The sequence below is a fragment of the Microbacterium sp. JZ101 genome, from assembly GCF_053903175.1.
The window spans coordinates 3,320,717-3,340,199 of the sequence record NZ_CP096400.1 but is presented as its reverse complement, the minus strand read 5'-3'; the positions used below and the strand labels follow the sequence as shown (position 1 = coordinate 3,340,199).

General features: G+C 71.0%; 11 protein-coding genes. 9 read left to right on the top strand and 2 right to left on the bottom strand.

Translation table 11 applies throughout. The features are described from left to right. Window positions 1-56: 56 nt before the first annotated feature. Window positions 57-3,866, top strand: a complete 3,810-nt coding sequence (locus tag M1D56_RS15375; RefSeq protein WP_456284110.1) for a LamG-like jellyroll fold domain-containing protein — start codon at window positions 57-59, stop codon at window positions 3,864-3,866. A gap of 84 nt (window positions 3,867-3,950) precedes the next feature. Here the strand turns inward: M1D56_RS15375 and M1D56_RS15370 are convergent, their stop codons facing one another. Then, window positions 3,951-4,988 (bottom strand): LacI family DNA-binding transcriptional regulator, encoded by a 1,038-nt coding sequence (locus M1D56_RS15370; RefSeq protein ID WP_324013530.1) that lies wholly within the window; start codon window positions 4,986-4,988, stop codon window positions 3,951-3,953. Between the two features lie 175 nt (window positions 4,989-5,163). On the opposite strand from M1D56_RS15370, the gene M1D56_RS15365 reads away from it, so the two are divergent. The 4 genes from M1D56_RS15365 (at window position 5,164) to M1D56_RS15350 (ending at window position 9,713) form a co-directional block, all read left to right on the top strand. After that, window positions 5,164-6,546 carry an ABC transporter substrate-binding protein gene (locus M1D56_RS15365; protein ID WP_282979890.1) on the top strand — a complete coding sequence of 461 codons (1,383 nt, stop codon included), beginning with the start codon at window positions 5,164-5,166 and terminating at the stop codon, window positions 6,544-6,546. Next, window positions 6,546-7,505 (top strand): carbohydrate ABC transporter permease, encoded by a 960-nt coding sequence (locus M1D56_RS15360; protein ID WP_271174117.1) that lies wholly within the window; start codon window positions 6,546-6,548, stop codon window positions 7,503-7,505. The genes M1D56_RS15365 and M1D56_RS15360 overlap by 1 nt, the downstream gene beginning before the upstream one ends. A gap of 9 nt (window positions 7,506-7,514) precedes the next feature. After that, window positions 7,515-8,348, top strand: coding sequence for a carbohydrate ABC transporter permease (locus tag M1D56_RS15355; protein ID WP_282979889.1), 834 nt, complete (start codon window positions 7,515-7,517; stop codon window positions 8,346-8,348). A 66-nt stretch (window positions 8,349-8,414) separates the two neighbouring features. After that, window positions 8,415-9,713, top strand: a complete 1,299-nt coding sequence (locus M1D56_RS15350; RefSeq protein ID WP_456284109.1) for a glycoside hydrolase family 32 protein — start codon at window positions 8,415-8,417, stop codon at window positions 9,711-9,713. A 70-nt stretch (window positions 9,714-9,783) separates the two neighbouring features. On the opposite strand, the gene M1D56_RS15345 is transcribed toward M1D56_RS15350, so the two are convergent. Continuing rightward, window positions 9,784-14,814: a CshA/CshB family fibrillar adhesin-related protein gene (locus M1D56_RS15345; RefSeq protein ID WP_456284108.1), complete on the bottom strand. Its 5,031-nt coding sequence runs from the start codon at window positions 14,812-14,814 to the stop codon at window positions 9,784-9,786. Window positions 14,815-15,213: 399 nt separating this feature from the next. On the opposite strand from M1D56_RS15345, the gene M1D56_RS15340 reads away from it, so the two are divergent. From M1D56_RS15340 to M1D56_RS15325, 4 genes are all read left to right on the top strand, one after another. Continuing rightward, a complete protein-coding gene (locus M1D56_RS15340) occupies window positions 15,214-15,936 on the top strand; it encodes a GNAT family N-acetyltransferase (protein WP_456284107.1) in 723 nt (240 codons plus the stop codon). Window positions 15,937-16,008: 72 nt separating this feature from the next. Beyond that, window positions 16,009-17,316: a GAF domain-containing protein gene (locus M1D56_RS15335; RefSeq protein ID WP_456284106.1), complete on the top strand. Its 1,308-nt coding sequence runs from the start codon at window positions 16,009-16,011 to the stop codon at window positions 17,314-17,316. A 100-nt stretch (window positions 17,317-17,416) separates the two neighbouring features. After that, the gene (gene exaC, locus M1D56_RS15330) at window positions 17,417-18,964 is read left to right on the top strand and encodes an acetaldehyde dehydrogenase ExaC (RefSeq protein ID WP_456284105.1); all 1,548 of its coding nucleotides are present in this window, start codon (window positions 17,417-17,419) and stop codon (window positions 18,962-18,964) included. 97 nt (window positions 18,965-19,061) lie between these two features. After that, window positions 19,062-19,454, top strand: a complete 393-nt coding sequence (locus M1D56_RS15325; RefSeq protein ID WP_271174110.1) for a DUF779 domain-containing protein — start codon at window positions 19,062-19,064, stop codon at window positions 19,452-19,454. The last annotated feature ends 29 nt before the right edge of the window (window positions 19,455-19,483 follow it).

The following is a 19,483-nucleotide window of genomic DNA, read 5'->3' as shown; positions in this document are numbered from 1 at the left end:
ACGCTCTCCGCCATCGGAGGGCAACGCACATACACGAGACAGAGAGGTCTTCGACCATGCGCATCACCACCAGATCCGGGCCCGCCGTGTTCCTCGCGGCGGCCGCAGTGATCAGCACGGGGCTCACCGCTCCCGCGTCCGCAGCTGAGGACGGCCCCGCGCCCGTCCTCGTCTACACGATGGATGACGTCGCCGACGGGAACGTCCCCGACTCCTCCGGCAACGGGTGGGACGGAGTCATCGTCGGCGATGTCCCGGCTGTCGAGGGTGCAGAAGGCGGCGCCATCGACGTGCGCTCGGGGAGCGTGCGGGTCCCACGGCCTGCGCTCGAGGGCGCAACCGACCTGACGGTGTCGGCGAGGATCCGTTGGGACGGATCCGGCGGAGCGTGGCAGTGGGTGTTCGGTCTGGGATCCGACACCACGCGGTACCTCTTCGCGACGCCGTCGAACGGAGAGGGCCGCATCCGCGCAGCCGTGACGACTTCGGGGGCCGGCGGCGAGGCGAAGGTCACCGGCTACGGCGCTCTGCCTGCAGATCGTTGGAGCACGCTGACGCTGACGCTCGACACCGAGGCCGACATCCTCACCGCGTATGTCGACGGAGTCGCCCTCTCCCGAGCTTCGACGACGGCGACGGCGAGCCAGCTCCTGTCGGCAGGGGCGGCAGACGCGGGCGCTATCGGCGGCTCGTTCTACCCGGATCCCGCTTTCCGCGGAGAGGTCGACGACTTCCGCGTGTACCACGACGCTCTCTCCGCCGAGGAGGTCGGCGCGCTGGTCGGCGGGGAGCTGCCCGGCCTCGACGCCCTTTCCCAGACGGCGTTCGAGGTTCGGACGGCTGTCGGCGTCGCGCCGGACCTGCCCGCGTCGATCCGCGCCTCGTTCACGGACGGCGTCGACCGCGACGTGCCCGTGGAATGGGAGCCGGTCGACCCCGCTCAGTACGAACAGACCGGCACCTTCTCCGTAGACGGGACGGCGGCCGGCCAGCCCGTCACCACAGAGGTGACCGTGCACCGCGGCGAGGTCCGCATCGACCTCGGAAGCAATACCGGTCCCGTTCACGGGGGCGCGTCGGGGGTCCTGTACGGCCTCTATGGCGATGGGATGCCGACGGACAACCTCCTCGAGGGCATGAACGTGCGCAGTGTCGCGACGAAGGCGCAGGACGGCTCCCAGCACCCTGGCTCGGACGCCCTCGAGATCCTTCCGGCGCTCTCCGAGACGACGGGCGGCGACGTCTACCTTCGCGTCACCGACTGGTATCGAGGGTTCCCCTATCAGTGGCCCGGCGACACTCCGGAGGAGAAGCTCGCGGACTATCGCGACGTGCTCCGGAAGCAGCTCGACATGATCGCCGAGATCCCCGACGAACAGCGGGCGCACCTCGTCATCGAGCCGTTCAACGAGCCCGAGGGAAACATGTTCGGCACCGGGCAGTGGAGCCTCGACGGCACGAGCTGGCTTGACGACCCGACTGCCTACTTCGCGGCCTGGGACGAGACCTATCGGACGATCAAGGCCGCGTTCCCCGACATCCGCGTCGCCGGCCCGGGCACGAGCGTCCTCTTCGATCAGATGAAGGGCTTCCTCGCGCACACTGTCGAACAGGACACGGTGCCCGACATCATCACGTGGCACGAGCTGTCGCACCCCCAGGCCATCCGCGACTCGGTCGAGCGATTCCGCGCATGGGAGGCCGCCGCCTTCGAGGGCACGGCGCGCGAGGGGGCCGAGTTGCCCATCAACATCAACGAGTACGCCTTCAACTACCACACGTCAGTCCCCGGCCAGATGATTCAGTGGATCTCCGCGATCGAGGACGCGAAGGTCGACGCCATGATCGCCTTCTGGAACATCAACGGCAACCTCGCCGACTCGGCTGTGCAGTCGAACCGGGGCAACGGCCAGTGGTGGCTCTACAACTCCTACGCGCAGCTGAGCGGGCACACCGTGGAGCTCACCCCGCCCTCGCCGGGCGAGAACTACTCCCTTCAGGGCGTGGCCGCTCTCGATGAGGAGCGTCGCGTCGCGCGAGCGCTCATCGGGGGCGCGTCTGGTGCGGCACCCGTCGACTTCGCCAACATCCCCGCGGACGTCTTCGGCGATCGTGTCGAGGTCACGGTGCGCGAGATCGAGTGGACGGGTCAGCTCGGCGACTCGAAGGGCCCCGCAGTGATCGGCGATCAGGTGCTCGAGGTCGTAGACCGCGTCGCGACGCTGCAGTTCGGCGGTGACGAGCTTCCAGCTCTCGAGGAGTCGTCGGCGTACGAGCTCGTCGTGACCCCGGCGGACGAGGCCACGGAGGCGTCCGCGCCGACCGCTCCGTGGTCAGCCGTCTACGAGGCCGAGGACGCCGACTACGCCGGCTCGGGGTACAGCCTCAACGGCCCCGAGGGCTCGCCCTCGGACGTCAGCAAGTTCTACACCTCCGGCGGGTACAACGTCGGCGGCCTGCGCACGGGCTCGGATGGCCGTCTCTCCTTCACGGTGGAGGTCCCGGAGGACGGCTCCTACGATCTCTCGGTCTACGCGAACAGCCTCAACACATACAGCCTCGTCGCGGAGAACGGCCCGACCAACGTCTTCCTGACGGTCGACGGGGCCGCTGAGCAGGAGATCCTCCTCCCGCTCGGCTACAAGTGGGTCGTCTGGGATCACGCCGACACCACCGTCGAGCTTGCTGCCGGAACGCACACGATCACGCTCGCCGCGAAGAGCCTCGACGGCTCACGCGCGACGCAGGGCGACGCACTCGTGGACCGCATCGTCCTCACCCGCCAGGACAGCGGCGTCGACGAGTACGAGGCGACGCTGTCGGACCACGACGGCACGGCGACCTACACGGGCAACGGCACGGTCGCGCTTGCGGCGGATCAGACGGCGACGTTCTGGGTGCACGGTGCACGCGATGGTGAAGCGCTGCTCGAGGTCATCGGCTCGGGCGACGGCCGCGTCGCCGTGAACGGCGAGGAGGTGCTCGACCTCGCCCGGTCGACCGCCGGGGCTGTGCACCTGGCGGGCGGCATCAACAAGGTCACCGTGACGGGCGAAGCCACGATCGACGGCCTGCGGGTCTCGTCCGGGGCGGGAATGCTCACCGCGACCGAGTACCAGGCGGAGGACGCGACGCGGTCCGGCGTCGCTGAGATCGTCGACCTCGCGAACGCCGAGGGCGGAAAGGCCGTCTCGGGCGTCGGCGGCGAGCCGGGGAACGACAACACGCTGTCGTTCACCGTCCAGGCGGAGGAGGCCGGGCGCCACGCCGTGGTCGTGCGGTTCTCGAACCCCGAGCAGATCCCCGCGACGCACTACAACCCGAACCCCATGGCACGCCACGCCGACATCTCGGTGAACGGCGGTGACCCGCTGCGAGTGCTCTTCGTGCCGACCTTCCACCGGAACAGCTTCTGGGAGCGGACGATCGTGCTCGATCTCGAGGCGGGGGAGAACACGATCACGTTCGCCGCCGAGGAGCAGCCGAATTTCGACGGCGTGACCTACGCGGAGGACAACTGGCCGGGTATCCCGCTTCGCGCCCAGGACGCCCCCATCCTCGACCGGATCACGGTCTCGCCGCTCGCGGCCGAGATCGTGGAGGAGGAGCCGTCGGTGACCGCCCCCGAGCGCGCTCGGGCCGGCGAGACGATCCAGGTCGCGCTCGACGGTGTCCGCGAGGGGGCCGATGCCGTCATCGGCATCGGCCGCGGCGACGGCTCCCGGGCCGAGGAGATCGCGTCGGTGTCCGGAGCGGGCGCCCATGAGGTCGCCCTTCCCGGTGACCTGAAGCCCGGCAAGTGGACGATCGTCCTCTCGCTCGATGGCGAAGTCGTGGCGAGCACCCGGATTCACATCACGCGCTGATCCCCGGTCGGCGCGACGCGATCGCAGTTCCGTGGTCCGGACGGTGCGGCGGCAGAGCTCCTGCCGCCGCACCGTCCGGATCTCTCATGCTGAGAAGGGCCGCGGCGGCCCCACCGACTCCCGCTCGATGAGCGGCATGGGCACAAGCTCGTGGCCGAGCTCGCGCTCGCCGAGGATCATCGAGGCGCCGAGGGAGCCGATCTCGGGGTAGGGGAGCCGCGCGGTGGTGAGCCCTGGTCGCTGGTAGCCCGCGAGCACCTCGTCGTCGAACGAGATCACCGAGACGTCATCGGGGATCCGGCGACCCCGCTCGAGGAGCACCTGGTAGACCCCGAGCGCGACCGCGTCGTTGGACGCGAGGATCGCCGTGAGGTCGGGTTCCCGCGAGAGAAGCGCGGCCGCGGCGTCGTAGCCGAGCGCAGGCTGCCAGTCGGCGATGTCCACGCGCGCCGGGACGACCCCCGCCTCGTCGAATGCGCGCTGGATGCCGTCGAAGCGCAGCGCGATGGTCGCGCTTCGCCGGAGGTCCGACACGATCTCATCGGGCAGGTCGCCGACGAGGCCGATCCTCCGGTGCCCCGCGTCCAGCAGGTGACGCGCCACGGCGTACCCCGCTGCGCGCTCGTCGGGCAGAACGCTCGGATGATCCGAGGACGATCGCCCGTTCACGATCGCCACGGGCACGTTCGTCGAGGTCTCCGGCAGGTCGATCATGCGCGCACCCATGAGCCCGATGAGGATGCCGTCGACGCGGTGGTCGATCATCGTCTCGAACGCGTCGGCGAGGGCGCCGTCGCCACCGCCGGTCTCGGCGATGAGCACGGTGTGCTCGTGCGCCTTGGCGACCTCGAGCGCTCCGCCGATGAGCCCCGAGGCCTGACGCGTCAGCGTGACCTGATCCGAGATGAATCCGATCGTCTGGGTCCTGCCGCGGCGGAGCACGCGGGCAGCCGGATTCGGCCGGTAGTCGAGCTCGGCCGCGGCCGCCCGCACGCGATCCGCCGCGGCGGCGGAGAGTCTCGAGCCCGGCCGGTCGTTGAGGATCATGCTCACGGCGGCCTTCGACATGCCCGCGCGCTCGGCGACGTCCGCGAGCGTGGCGCGGCGGCTCTGCTTCGGCATGGCACTCCTCGCTGCGTCCTCACCGACGCCCCGTTGCTGAATTGTTTCAGCATATCCCTCGCGCACGGTTCCCGACCATGCTACGGTGCATCTGCTGAACGCATTCAGCACTCCATTTCACGGCACACGGTCGGCTCGCGCGAGCCGCCGTGGCCCCATCCGCAGGAGCAACAACGTGGTTGAACTGAGTCGCAGGGCTGCGCTCGCCCTGCTCGGCCTCGGGATCGCCGGCACGGCGATCTCCTGGCCGCGCCTGACCGGTGCCGACATCCCCGGTCGCGGCGACGACGCGCTCACCGTCGCCCTCTTCGGGACCGCCCAGGACGCGGCCGCACGCCAGTCGCTCGTCGAGGGCTTCCAGCGTCTCCATCCCGGCATCACCGTCCGCATCGTCGCGGTCCAGGGCCAGGACTGGAGCAACTTCTTCGCGAAGATCCTCACGATGGTCGCCGCGGGCAACCCGCCCGACGTCGTGTCGGTCGCGACCGAAGGCACGCAGCTCTTCGCCGAGCGGCTCGCCCACCCGATCGATGACTACGTCCAGCGTGACGCCGCCGACCTCCAGGAGTACTTCGACGACGTCCATCCCTCGCTCATCGAGTCGTTCATGTACAAGGGGAGCCTCTTCCAGCTGCCCGACAACTTCAACGCCGCGAACGTGTACTACAACACGGCTGCGTTCGAGCGGGCGGGTCTCGAGCGGCCGCGCGACGACTGGACGGTCGACGACTTCTTCACCGTCGCGCGCACGATGAAGGACTCGGCCGAGGGGAGCTTCCTCCCGTACTTCTGGAACAACCGCCTGTGGGGCGGCGTCGTGCCGTGGCTGTACGTCAACGACGCGAGCTTCCTCACCGAGGAGAAGGCGCCGGGCGGCGACTGGCTCTGGTCGCGGTTCTACCCCGGCGAGGCGCCGCGCGGCGGCGGCTATCTGTGGCAGAACGCCGACGCGCTGAACGAGCGCACGATCGAGAGCTTCGAGGTGCTGCAGCGGATGGTCGGCGAGGGCATCGCGGCGAACCCCGCGCAGGGCGGCGGCAACGAGCTCGTCTCGCTCTTCGCCCGCGGCTCGGTCGGGATGACGCCGGCCGGCGGGTTCTGGGTGCAGGGTCTGCATGACGCGGGCTTCGCCAACGACGAGTACGACGTCACGTACTTCCCCCGGATGCGCAGCCAGCGCCACCAGTTCGGCGCGGGTGGGTACGCGATCATGCAGACGTCGCCCCGCAAGGACGAGGCGTGGGAGTGGCTCAAGTACTGCATCTCGACCGAGGGCATGGCGCTCGCCCACCAGAAGCCCGACTCCTCGCTGCCGCGCCGCACCCTGAACGCCGAGCTGTACGGCGGCGAGATCGGACCGAAGCACTGGGAGGTGTTCTACGACACCCTCGATCGCCATCCCGACACCGGGCCCATGCCCGCTCCGCCGCAGCAGGCCGCTGTGGAATCCGCGCTCATCAAGAACGTCGTCTCGACGATCACGAACGGACCCGGCGGCGTGCGCCGCGGGCTCGAGACGATGCAGCGCGACCTCGAACTCGCACTGAAGGGACGCTGATGTCCACCGTCGTCACTCCGCCGCCGAGCACGCGCGCGGCCGTCCTCCCTCGGGGCGTGAAGGGCGTTCGCCCCGAGGCCACGGCCAAGAAGGGCAGTCGCCTGCTCATCTGGGTCTTCCTCGCGCCCACCGTCATCGGGCTGGGCCTGTTCAGCTTCATCCCGATCGTCGGGTCGTTCCTTCTCGCCTTCTTCCGCTGGGACGTGATCACGGCCCCCGAGTTCGTCGGCGTGGACAACTTCGTCGAGCTCGCCGCCGACCCGACCGTGCGCGTGTCGTTCCTCAACACGATCGGCTTCGTCGTCGTCGCGGTGCTGCTCCAGCTCGCCGTCGCCCTCTTCCTCGCGGTGCTCGTCCAGTCGAAGATGCCGAGCTGGCTGCGGACGTTCTTCCGCTCATCCCTCTTCTTCCCGCTCATCCTCTCCGCGGCGTCCGTCTCGCTCGTCATGGCCTACCTGTTCAACCAGGAGTTCGGGCTCGTGAACCAGGTGCTCGGATGGTTCGGGGTCGCGAATATCGGATGGCTCACGACGGGGTTCGGCGCGAAGATCGTCGTCCTGCTCGTCTACGTCTGGCAGAACTTCGGGTTCACGTTCCTGCTCTTCCTCGGCGGCGTCTCGGCCATCCCGAAGGAGGTCTACGAGGCGTCCTCGCTCGACGGCGCGACCGGGTGGACGCAGTTCCGCCAGATCACGCTTCCGCTCGTGAGCCCGACCATGCTCGTCGCCTCGGTGATGGCGATCATCAACGCGCTGCAGATCTTCGACCAGCCGTACGTGCTCACCCGCGGCGGTCCTGGCGACGAGACCCGCACGGCGGTCATGGTGATCTACGAATCCGCCTTCCAGCAGCTCGAGTTCGGGCTCGCCTCCGCGATCGGCATCGTGCTGACCGTCCTGATCATGCTGGTGACGCTCGTGCAGTTCCAGCTCAGCAAGCGCTACGTCTTCTACGGATGAGGAACGACGATGTCCATCCACGCAGTTGAAGCCCGCTCCCCGCGGCAGGCCCTCGCCCAGGTCGGAAAGTACGCGGTGCTCGTCATCGCCGCATTCTTCACGCTCGCCCCGGTCGTCTGGACGCTCATCACGGCGCTCACGCCGTCGAACCCGGAGACGAACGAGACCGAGTTCGGCCTCGGCGCCTTCGCCGACGTCTTCGCGCAGATCCCCGTCTGGCTCTACACCTGGAACAGCGCGCTCGTCACGCTGCTCATCGCGGCCGGGCAGATGCTCACCGCCGCGATGGCCGGCTACGTCTTCGCACGATTCGAGTTCCGCAGCAAGAGGCTCCTCTTCGCGCTCATCCTCGCCACGATGATGGTGCCGATGCAGGTCACGATCGTGCCCGTGTTCATGCTGATCCGCGGCATGGGCCTGGCCGACACGCTCCTCGCGCTGATCGTGCCGATGCTGCCGACCGCGTTCGGGACGTTCCTCATGCGGCAGTACTTCATGGGGCTCCCACCCGAGCTCGCGGAGGCCGCCGAGATCGACGGCGCCGGGCCGTGGCGCGTCTTCTTCGGGGTCTACCTGCCGCTCGCGGCACCGGGTCTCGCGATCGTCGGGATCCTCGCGTTCAACTACCACTGGAACGAGTTCTTCCGCCCGCTCATCCTGACGATCAGCGAGCAGAACTTCACGCTCCCGCTCGGGCTCGTCACTCTCCAGGGCAACCTCGGCACCGGCTCGATCGCGACCGTCCTCGCAGGCGTCGTGCTCTCGATGATCCCCGCGCTGCTCGTGTTCATCTTCGGCCAGAAGCCGCTTCGCGAGGGCCTCACGGCCGGCGCGGGCAAGTAGCAGCTCCGCACGGTCGTCCCGCGTCCTGCGGGAAGCCGCGCGTCATCCCCCTCACGAAAGGACCCCATGTCGGACATCCTCGCCCCGGCCGTCGACCACCCCGATCGAAGCTTCCCGCGGCTTCACCCCCGCCCCGCGCGCGGCTGGGTGAACGACCCCAACGGCATCCTCTTCACGGAGGGGCGGTGGCACCTGTTCTTCCAGTACAACCCCGATTCGGCGCGGCACGAGCGCATCTGCTGGGGCCACGTGAGCTCGCCCGACCTGCTGCGGTGGGACGAGCATCCGATCGCCCTGCGCCCGCAGGAGGGCGGGCCCGATGCCGCCGGCTGCTTCAGCGGCGTCGGCGCGCTCGACGGCGGCGTCCCGACCGCGATCTACTCGGGGGTCGTCGGCTTCGACGGTCGCTCGGAGGTCGTGATCGCGCGCGGATCCTCCGACGCCGAGACGTGGGAGCAGACCGGACACGTCGCGGCACGGATGCCGGCCGACCCCGCGATCACGATGGTGCGGGATCCGTTCCTCTTCGAGCTCGGCGGCCGCCGCTGGGCCCTGCAGGGATCGGGTGTCGCGGGGGATCGCGGCGCGCTGCTGCTCTATGCCGCCGACGACCTCGACGCGTGGGAGGAGCATGGCTTCCTGCTCACCTCGGACGACGAGGTGGCGGCGCAGCTGCCGGCATGCGAAGGCTGGGAGTGCCCCCAGCTCGTGCGCAGCGGCGACGACTGGGTCGTGCTCGTGTCGCTGTGGCGCGACGGCCAGCCGCATCTCGGTGTCGGCTACATCATCGGCGCGCTCGACATCGATCCCGCCTCGGGCCTGCCCGCGTTCCGCGGGGGCGCTTCGGGGATCCTCGACGAGGGGGCGGCGTTCTATGCGCCGCAAGCCGTGCAGGATGAGCGCGGCGACCGCGTGCTCCTGTGGGGATGGGCGCAGGAGGTCGCGGAGGACGGCGCCCGTGCGCGCGCCCAGGAGGACAGCGACGCGCAGGGATGGTCGGGGCTGCTCACGTTCCCGCGCGAGCTGAGCGTGCGCGGCGACGACGTCGAGCTCGCACCCGCACGCGAGCTGGACGCGCTCCGAGCCCAGGAGGTCGACCCCGCAGCGCTCCCGGATCAGGCGGAGGTCCGGCTCTCGGGGGAGGGGGCGGCCGACCTGCGCCTGGGCGACCAGGTCGTGTGGCGGGGCGAGCTCGAGGGCGACGACGTGCGCATTCTCATCGACGCGTCGATCGTCGAAGTGCACCCGCGGGGACGCGCATCCGTCACCCTGCGTGCGTATCCCGCGGAGGGGGAGCACTACGCCGTGTCGGCTGAGCCGGGGGTGTCGGCGACCGCGTGGCGGCTGGCGCTGCCCCAGAAGTGAGGGCGGGCCACCGTGGCAGACAGAGAGACGGCCGGCCATCCTCTCGGATGACCGGCCGTCTCTCATCGGGTCAGGCCGCGTCGCGCTCGCGACGACGGCGGAGGACCATCAGGGCCGCACCGCCGGCCGCGGCGACGAGCGCCGCCAGGAGCGCGCCCACCGTGATGGACACCCCCGTGGGCGACAGCGAGCCGTCGTCCTCCAGCTGCGGGGCGGGGGTCGGGTCCGCCGGCGCACTCGGCGCGGGGTCGGCGGGCTCGGATGGCGCGGGCTCCGCGGGCTCGCTCGGCTCCGGCTCCGCGGGCTCGCTGGGCTGAGGTGCCGGGTCGGTCGGCGTCGGCTCCGGGGTCGGCTCGGGTGCCGGGTCCGTCGGTGTCGGCTCCGGTGTCGGCTCGGGTGCCGGGTCGGTCGGCGTCGGCTCCGGTGTCGGCTCGGGTGCCGGGTCGGTCGGCGTCGGCTCGGGCGTGGGCTCGGGTGCCGGGTCCGTCGGTGTCGGCTCGGGCGTGGGTTCGGGTGCCGGGTCCGTCGGAGTGGGCTCCGGCGTGGGCTCGGGTGCCGGGTCCGTCGGTGTCGGCTCGGGCGTGGGTTCGGGTGCCGGGTCCGTCGGAGTGGGCTCGGGCGTGGGTTCGGGCGTCGGCGTCACCGTCGGGTGCTCCGTGCACAGGCGCGAGTCGGGGTCGCACGCGGTCGGCGGCTCCTCGCCCGTCCGGGTGAGGTGGTTCGCCAGCGTGTGATCGCCCTGCTCGTCATACGGGCGCACCTCGACCGTGTAGGTCACCGCGGCGGTGGCCTCCGTGTCCAGCGTTCCCGTGACGTGCAGCACGTCTCCGTCGAGGACGGCCGTGAGGCCATCCGCCGTCGGGCCCTCGACGAGCTCGGCGTCGTCCAGCACGTCGGCGAGCGAGTCGGTCCAGTCCACCGCGGTCGCGGCCTGGCCGTCGTTCGCGAACGACAGCGTGTACGTCACGCGGTCGCCGGTGTCGACGGCCGTGCCCGATGCCGGGTCGGCCGACTTCTCGGCCGTGATGCGGCCGATCGGCGTCACGGTGCAGTCGGCCCCGTCGCACGTCGCGGGCGGCTCCTCGCCCGAGGGCACGAGGAAGTTCGCCGCGACGTCGTTCCCGCGCTCGCCCTCGGCGTTGACGACGACCGTGTAGCGCACGGTCACGACCTGGCCTGCCGCGAGCTCGCCGGTGATCGCGAAGGCGCCGTTCAGCACCTCGGTCACCTGCAGCGCGTCATCGGAGGCCACCGGGGCCTCGCTGAGCGTGGCGTCGTCGAGCACGTCGGCCAGGCGGTCGATGTGCGCGACGGTCGCGGGGCCCTCGCCCTGGTTGTCGAACGTCAGGGTGTAGATGAGCTCCGTGCCCGTCACGATCGGGTCGGACGACGCCTCGACGGCCTTGCCGGTGAGCAGGCGCCCGATGGGCGTCACCGTGCAGTCGGGGCGCTCGCCGTCGGCCGGCTGGCACGTCGGCTCGGTCGGCGGCTCCTCGCCCGCCGGCAGCAGGAAGTTCGCGGCGATGTCGTCGCCGCGCTCGCCGTCGGCCTTCACGGTCACCGTGTAGATCACGGTCTCGACCGAGCGCGGTGCCACCTCGCCCGTGATCGCGATCGTGTCGCCGTCGCGGATGGCCGTGAGGGCTCCCGCGGTCGGCTCGACGGTCACGTCGGCGTCGTCGAGCACGTGGACGAGGTGGTCGACCTCGTCGACGCTCGCGGGCGCCTCGCCCGTGTTCTCGAAGTGCAGCGTGTAGGTCAGCTCGGTTCCCGCGGCGACGGGCGTCGCGGATGCCTCGACCGACTTCCACGAGGCGAGCTCGGGAACAGGGTGCTCGGTGCACGACACGAGGGCGTCGTCGCACGACGGGTCCTCGAGGTCGCTCGGCGCGAGGACGTTGGCGAGGCGGTTGTCGCCGCGCGCGCCATCCTGCCCGACCTCGACCGTGTACTCGACGGTCGTGACCTGGCCCGGCTCGAGCGTGCCCGACACGCGCAGAGCGTCTCCGTCGATCACCGCGTCGAGCACGGCGGAGGACGGGTCGTCGACGAGGGCCGCGTCATCGAGCACACCGGACAGGTCGTCGACGTACTCGACGCCGCCGGCCGCCGTGCCGTCGTTGCGGAACTCGAGCGTGTAGGTCACGCGCTGGCCCGCGACGACCGTCTCGCCCGTCGCCGGGTCGGCCGACTTGGCGGCCGAGATCGCGGGCATCGGGGTCGACGTGCAGTCGTCGCCGCTCTCGCACGAGGTGCTCGGGGTCTCACCCGGCGCCACGAGGAAGTTGTCGGCCCGGTGGTCGCCCCGATCGGCTGCGGCCTTGACCGTGACCGTGTAGGTGATCGTCGCGGTCTCGCCCGCGCCGATCATGCCGCCGATCGCGAAGCGGCCATCCTGCACCTCGGTCACCGTGACCGACTCCGTGTCGGACGACGGCTGGGTCGTCAGATCGGCGTCGTCGAGAACGCCCGAGAGGTCGTCCTCACGGGCGACGGGCGCGGTCGTCTCGCCCGTGCCCGTGACGGTGATCTCGTAGGTGAGCACCGTGCCCTCGGCGACCGGATCGGTCGACGCGGTCACCGACTTCGCGTACTCGACGGCCGCGATGGGCGTCGTCGTGCAGTCGGGGAAGCGTGCGGCGTCGGGCTCGCAGACGGGCTCGGTCGGCGGCTCCTCGCCCGCGGGCAGGAGGAAGTTCGCCGCGATGTCGTCGCCGCGCTGCCCATCCGGCTTCACGGTCACGGTGTACCGCACGGGCACCGTGGCGCCGGGAGCGACCGTGCCCGTGATGGCGATGCGGTCGCCGTCGCGGACGACCGTGAGTGTGTCGGACGACGGCTCGACGGTCACGTCGGCGTCGTCGAGCACGTGCACGAGGTGGTCGACCGCGTCGACGGTCGCATCGGCCTCGCCGTCGTTCGCGAACCACAGCGTGTACTCGAGCGTCGAGCCGGCGACGACGGGGTCGTCGTCTGTCTTGACGGTCTTCCACCACGTGAGGTTCGCCGCCGGGATCTGCGCGAAGTCGCAGCTCGGTGCGCCGGACGCGGTGTCGGCCTCGGGCACGCACGCGGTGTTGCGCAGGACGTTGTCGCCCGTGCCTCGGAAGTCGACCGTGTACTCGATCGTCACCGTCTGGCCCGACGCGAGAGCGCCCTGCCACGTGAGATAGCGCTCGCCGTCGAAGACCGGCTGCGGGTCGACATCGGACGTCACGGTGCCGAAGACCGCGTCGTCGAGCACGTCGACGAGGTCGTCCTCGACGCGCGCGGGCTCCTCGGCCGTGAAGGCGCCGGGGCCCACGTTCGTGAGCTCGATGCGGAACGTCGCGGTCTCGCCGACCGCGGGGAGCTCCTCGGTGACCGCGGTCTTCATGACCTTCAGCTTCGGGAGCAGGTGCACCGCCTCCGCGCAGGGCTCACCCGTCGTCGGGTCGACGCCGCCGTCGGCGGGGTCGCAGCTCGGGGTCGCCGGGTTCTCGGGGTCGTTCGGCTCCCACGCGACGTTGCGCGCGGTGCCGTCTCCGCCGGCCTTCACCGTGGTCGTGTACGTGATCTCGAGGGCGTCGCCCGCGGCGAGGGGCCCGGTCCACGACAGCAGCGGCTCGGCGTACGCGAGGTCGCCCTCGCGGTCGGCTCGCGCGTCGTCGTTGTACCCGGCGTCGTCCAGCACGCCCGAGAGATCGTCGAAGACGACGGCCGGATACGCGTCGGTGTACGCGGTGGCTCCCGTGTTCCGCGCGCGGACCGTGTAGGTGACCGTGTCGCCGGGGCGCGTGTCCGCCGTCGCGTCCGAGATCTTCTCGATCGCGAGGTGGGGCAGGGCGATCGAGAGCGCGTGGTCCTCGACCTCGCCCGTCGTCGTCATCCCCACGGGCGAGGCGACGCCATCCGCCGTCTGGGCGATGCGGATGCGCGCGAAGCTCGCGCCGTCCTGCGCGTCCATCGGCACGGTCCATGCCAGGTCGACGGACGCGCCGACGCACTCGACCGCCCCCGAGCGCTCGCCGTCGTCGAACGCGCCGTTGCGGTTCCAGTCGATCCAGGCCGCGACGAACCCGGGCCCCGTGCAGGACACGTCCTCGAGCACGTAGGGCTCCCCGGGCGTCACGTCGATCGATCCGATCGCGCCCACCGCGTCCTCATCGGCCTGGGCGGTGCGGTCGTCCGCGTCGGCGGCCGCGCTGAACTGGTGGCCGTTGTCCGAGTCGACGATCGCGCCGAGGCGCGTGCGGGGCTGGCTCTGGGTGGCCAGCGCGAACGACGACGAGGAGACGTTCGTCTCACCCACCGGCACCTCGCCGCCGGTCCAGGCGCGCTCGAAGAGGGCGCCGGCAGCGCCGTAGCTCTCGGGAGCGTCGCCGAAGTCGGCCTCGAGGACGACGCCGAGCGCGACGGCGCTCTTGCCGCCGCCCTTGACCGTCACCGCGGCGCCGGTCGCGCCGTCCATGTAGCCGATCGCCATCGGGCCGCTGCCGCCCCGCTGTCGCGAGGAGCACTGCTCGGCATCCGGGTGCAGGCGCAGGGTCTTGTCGGTGGAGAGGGTCGCCAGCACGTTCGTGTCGCAGCTGCGCGCCCGCTCGATCACGCGCCAGGTCGTGGCGGCCTCGTCGGGCTTGGCCTGGACGTACTCGCCCTGGCTCCGGTTGCTCGACTCCGCATCGGCGACGACGAGGCCGCCGAGCGGCACGAGGGCGCCGTTCAGGCGCGTCTCGCACGAGAAGTGGAAGCTCACCGTCGCGCCGTTGTCGCGGTTCACGAGGCCGTACACCATCTGGTTCGCAGAGCCCGCGCCGCCGATGTTGTACAGGTCGTCGAGCGAGTCGCCGCTGTAGTCGCCCGAGCGGTACGCCGCGACGCTGCCGACGACATCCGTGATCGTGCACGTCGTCGTGAGCTCCTGACCCGCGATGTCGCGCGTGCTCGTCGCGGTCGTCCCGTTCGTGATCGGAGCGCCGCTCGCGCCCCATTCGATCCAGTCGATCGCGCCGATGTGCCGGCCCGATCCGCCCTCCGCATACGTCGCCGCAGCGGGCTCCGCGACGACGAGCGCGCCCGTCGCTCCGACCAGCCCTGCGACGAGCGTCGTGATGACCGCCATCGCGCCGCGTCGCGTCCTGCGTCGTCGTCCGTCACGGCGCCTTCCGCGCACGCCGAACGTCGGTGTCTCCGTTTTCACCGGTGCCTCCCCAGACAGCCTCTTTTTCGAGAGGGCAGGAGACACGGCGCGCTCCAAGAGCGCACGGCACCAAGCCGAGATGACCGTCGGCCCCAGACCGAACGATCGCATGGGCGTGCGAGCACGCCGAGATTCCCCAACCCCGCCTTCGACCCTATGGGGACTTCTGCCCGGTCATTGTCCGCACTCAGCGGATCTGCAGGTTCGCCCCGCTTTTTCGCCCGCGCATTCACCCCGCCTCGTCCGCGGGCGTGTCGGGAAGCGTCTGCGGCCGTCGCGCGTTGCCGCTTGGGCCGCCATCCGCTCGACAGGAGGACTCCCATGACCTCGGCCATCCCGCTGCCCGCCGACCCCGCGATCGACGACGCGGTCCTCGACAACCCGGCCTGGTCATCGCTCACCGGCCCGCACGCGCACTTCGCGATCGGCAACGAGCTCGTGAAGCACTACCCGGCCGACGTCTCGCCGTTCGTGGGTGTGCGCTCGTGGAGCGACCCCGACGTGTGGGACGCGCTCATCGACGTGTTCGGGCCCGGCGCGCCCGTCACGATCTCGAACGCCGATCCCGAGCTCCCGAGCGGATGGGCCGAGCTCGGCCGCGGCTCGGGCGTCCAGCTCGTCGAGACGGATCGGCTCGCGCCCGTGCCCTTCGACGAGGCCGTCGAGCTCGGCGCGGGCGACGTCGCCGACATGCTCGCGCTCGTCGAGCGCAACCAGCCCGGCCCGTTCCTGCCCCGCACGCACGAGCTCGGCCGCTATGTCGGCGTGCGGCGGGATGGCCGCCTCGTCGCGATGGCGGGGGAGCGCCTGCACCCGGCCGGCTGGACCGAGATCAGTGCCGTGTCGACCGACGAGGCCTACCGCCGCCAGGGCCTCGCGTCGCGGCTCGTGCTCGATGTCGCCTTCCACATCCGCGAGCGCGGCGACCGGGCCCTCCTGCATGCGGCGGCCGACAACGTCGGCGCGATCGGCGCCTACGAGAAGCTCGGGTTCGCGCTGCGCCGCACGTCGGAGTTCCTCACGGTGCAGACGCCCGAGCACTGACCGGGCCTCCCCGGCGGCACCGCGGCGACCTACACTGGTGGCCATCCGCTCCCTCGACGAGGAAGGAGCCCCATGTCGTCGCCGTGGCTGCGCAGCGAGGGCGTCCGCGCCTCGCGGCTCCTCGTCGAGCGCGCGCACGATGAGCTCCTCGCCGGCAACAGCGCGGATCCGCGCCTCGCGCAGGTGCGGCCGCTCGTGCGGGAGTCGTGGCGGAGGTCCGTCGGCAGCGCGGTGGGAGCCGAGGCCCTGCCCGCTCTCGAGCTGACCGGAGCCGCCCTCGAGGAGTACCGGCGTGCCCATCCGCTCGCGGGCGCGCTCGCGCTCATCCGCGGACTCCTCCTCCCCGGCGAGGCCGACGAGGCGGGCGTCGTCGTCGCGGTCGGCGATGCCGCCGGGCGCCTCCTCTGGGTCGAGGGCGACCGCCGCGTGCGCGCGCTCACGGGCGACATGGGCTTCGTCGAGGGCGCGAACTGGGCCGAGGACCGGGTCGGCACCGCGGCACCCGGCACGGCGCTCGCCCTCGGGCGGTCGGTGCAGGTGCGCGGCGCCGAGCACTTCAACCGCTTCGTGCAGCCGTGGTCGTGCACGGCCGCCCCGGTCAGAGACCCTGAGAACGGCCGCCTCATCGGGGTCATCGACGTGACCGGCGGCGATGAGGCCGCGACCCCGCAGGCGCAGCTGCTCGTCGACGCCACGGCGCGCGCGGTCGAGGGCGAGCTCCTCGTCGCCCGGCTGCGCGCGGAGAAGGAGCCGTCGCGGAAGCCGCGTCGACGCGTCGAGACGGCGCAGCGCGCGACGCTCAGCGTGCTCGGCCGCGATCGCGCGCTGCTCACCCTCGCCGGAGACGGCGGCGAGCGCGTCGTCGAGCTCGGCATGCGCCACGCCGAGCTCGTGCTCATGCTCGCGACCCACCGTCAGGGGCTCACGGCCGAGAGGCTCGCCGAGCTCGTCTACGGCGACCCCGCCACGATCGGCACGCTGCGGCCCGAGATGGTGCGGCTGCGCAAGCTGCTCGAGCGGATGGTGCCGGCGCTCGTCCCCGAGTCCCGCCCGTATCGGATGGCGGGCGAGATCGAGACCGACGCGCAGCAGGTGCTCTCGCTCCTCGATCGCGGCGCCCACCGCGTCGCGCTCGCCGCCTACCGGGGCGACGTGCTGCCCGACTCGGCGGCACCGGGCGTCGAGGAGCTGCGCGAGACCATCCGCTCGTCCCTGCGGGAGGCGCTCCTCGCGGAGGCCGGCGTCGACGTGCTCCTCGCGTACACCGACACCGCGGCGGGCGCCGACGACGTCGAGGCGCTGCGGCAGGTGCTGCGGATGCTCCCGGCCCGGTCGCCGCGGCGCGCCGGCGTCGTCGCGCGGCTCGCGGCGCTCGAGTAGCCCTCCCGCGCGCAATCCGATGCAACCTCCGGCGACGTAGCGTGACGGCACAGCCACGCGGGGGCATCCCCGCGACGTCGCGCAGTCGAAGGAGACAGCAATGACCATCGTGGAAGAGGGCGTCTCGAGCGTCTACGCCGCCCCGGGCGAGAAGGGCTCCGTCGCCCAGTACCGCGCTCGCTACGGCCACTACATCGGCGGGGAGTTCGTCGCCCCGGTCAAGGGCGAGTACTTCGAGGACATCTCGCCCGTCAACGGCAAGCCGTTCTGCGAAGTCGGCCGCGGCACCGCCGAGGACATCGACCGCGCCGTCGAGACGGCGTGGAAGGCGTTCGCTTCGTGGCGGCACACGAGCCCCGCCGAGCGCAGCGTCATCCTCAATCGGATCGCCGACCGCATCGAGCAGAACCTCGAGGCGATCGCCGTCGCCGAGACGTGGGAGAACGGCAAGCCCGTGCGCGAGACGCTCGCGGCCGACATCCCGCTCGCGGTCGACCACTTCCGCTACTTCGCGGGCGTGCTCCGCGCGCAGGAGGGCGGGATCAGCCAGCTCGACGAGAACACGGTCGCGTACCACTTCCACGAGCCGCTCGGCGTCGTGGGCCAGATCATCCCGTGGAACTTCCCCATCCTCATGGCGACGTGGAAGCTCGCGCCCGCGCTCGCCGCGGGCAACTGCGTCGTCCTCAAGCCCGCCGAGCAGACGCCCGCGTCGATCCTGTTCCTCTTCGACCTCATCGGCGACCTCCTGCCGGCGGGCGTCGTGAACATCGTCAACGGCTTCGGCATCGAGGCGGGCGCTCCGCTCGCGTCGCACAAGCGCATCCGCAAGGTCGCGTTCACGGGCGAGACGACCACCGGGCGCCTCATCATGCAGTACGCGTCGCAGAACCTCATCCCCGTGACGCTCGAGCTGGGAGGCAAGAGCCCGAACATCTTCTTCGAGGACGTCGCGTCGGCGCAGGACGCGTACTACGAGAAGGCGAAGGAGGGCTTCGCGATGTTCGCCCTGAACCAGGGCGAGGTCTGCACGTGCCCGTCGCGCGCGCTCATCCAGCGGTCGATCTACGACGCGTTCCTGTCGGATGGGCTCGACCGCGTCTCGAGGATCCGGCAGGGCAACCCGCTCGACCCCGAGACGATGATCGGCGCGCAGGCGTCGAACGACCAGCTCGAGAAGATCCTGTCGTACATCCAGATCGGCAAGGACGAGGGCGCGAAGGTCCTCGCGGGCGGCGAGCGCGTCGATCTCGGCGGCGACCTCACGGACGGGTACTACGTGGCTCCGACCGTGTTCGAGGGTCAGAACAGCATGCGGATCTTCCAGGAGGAGATCTTCGGCCCCGTCGTCTCGGTCACCGGCTTCGACACGTACGACGACGCCATCGCGACCGCGAACGACACCCTCTACGGCCTCGGCGCGGGGGTATGGAGCCGGAGTGCCGACCTCTGCTACCGTGCTGGTCGCGCGATCGAAGCAGGGCGGGTGTGGACGAACACCTACCACCAGTACCCGGCGCATGCCGCCTTCGGCGGCTACAAGCAGTCGGGTATCGGGCGGGAGAACCACCTGCGTATGCTCGATCACTACCAGCAGACGAAGAACCTTCTCGTCTCCTATGCGGAGGGGCCCATGGGCTTCTTCTGATCCGATCGGATCCGCCCGGGCGGGATGACCCGAATCCCCGCCCGGGCGTCGGATCCCCGCGACGCCGACGTCGCGGGTGCACAGGGAAGGAGGAGGGATGTCCGAGGAGCTCAGCAGGGTCGCGGTGACCGAGGCGGCGGCTGCTCTTCTGCGCACGCTCACGGCCCAGCACGGGCCGCTCATGTTCCACCAGTCGGGCGGGTGCTGCGACGGCTCGTCGCCCATGTGCTATCCGGTCGGGATGTACCTGACCGGCACGGGCGATGTGCTGCTCGGGACGATCGACGCGGGTCTCGACGACCCGATCGAGGTCTACATGTCGGAGTCGCAGTTCGAGTACTGGAAGTACACGCACCTCACGATCGACGTCGTGCCGGGGCGCGGGGGAGGGTTCAGCGTCGAGTCGCCCACGGGCATGCGGTTCCTCATCCGGTCGCGCATGCTCACGGAGCCCGAGCTGGAGCACTTCGGCCTGACGCCGCGGGCGTAGCCGCACGCCGGGAGTGCGGCCCCGCTCAC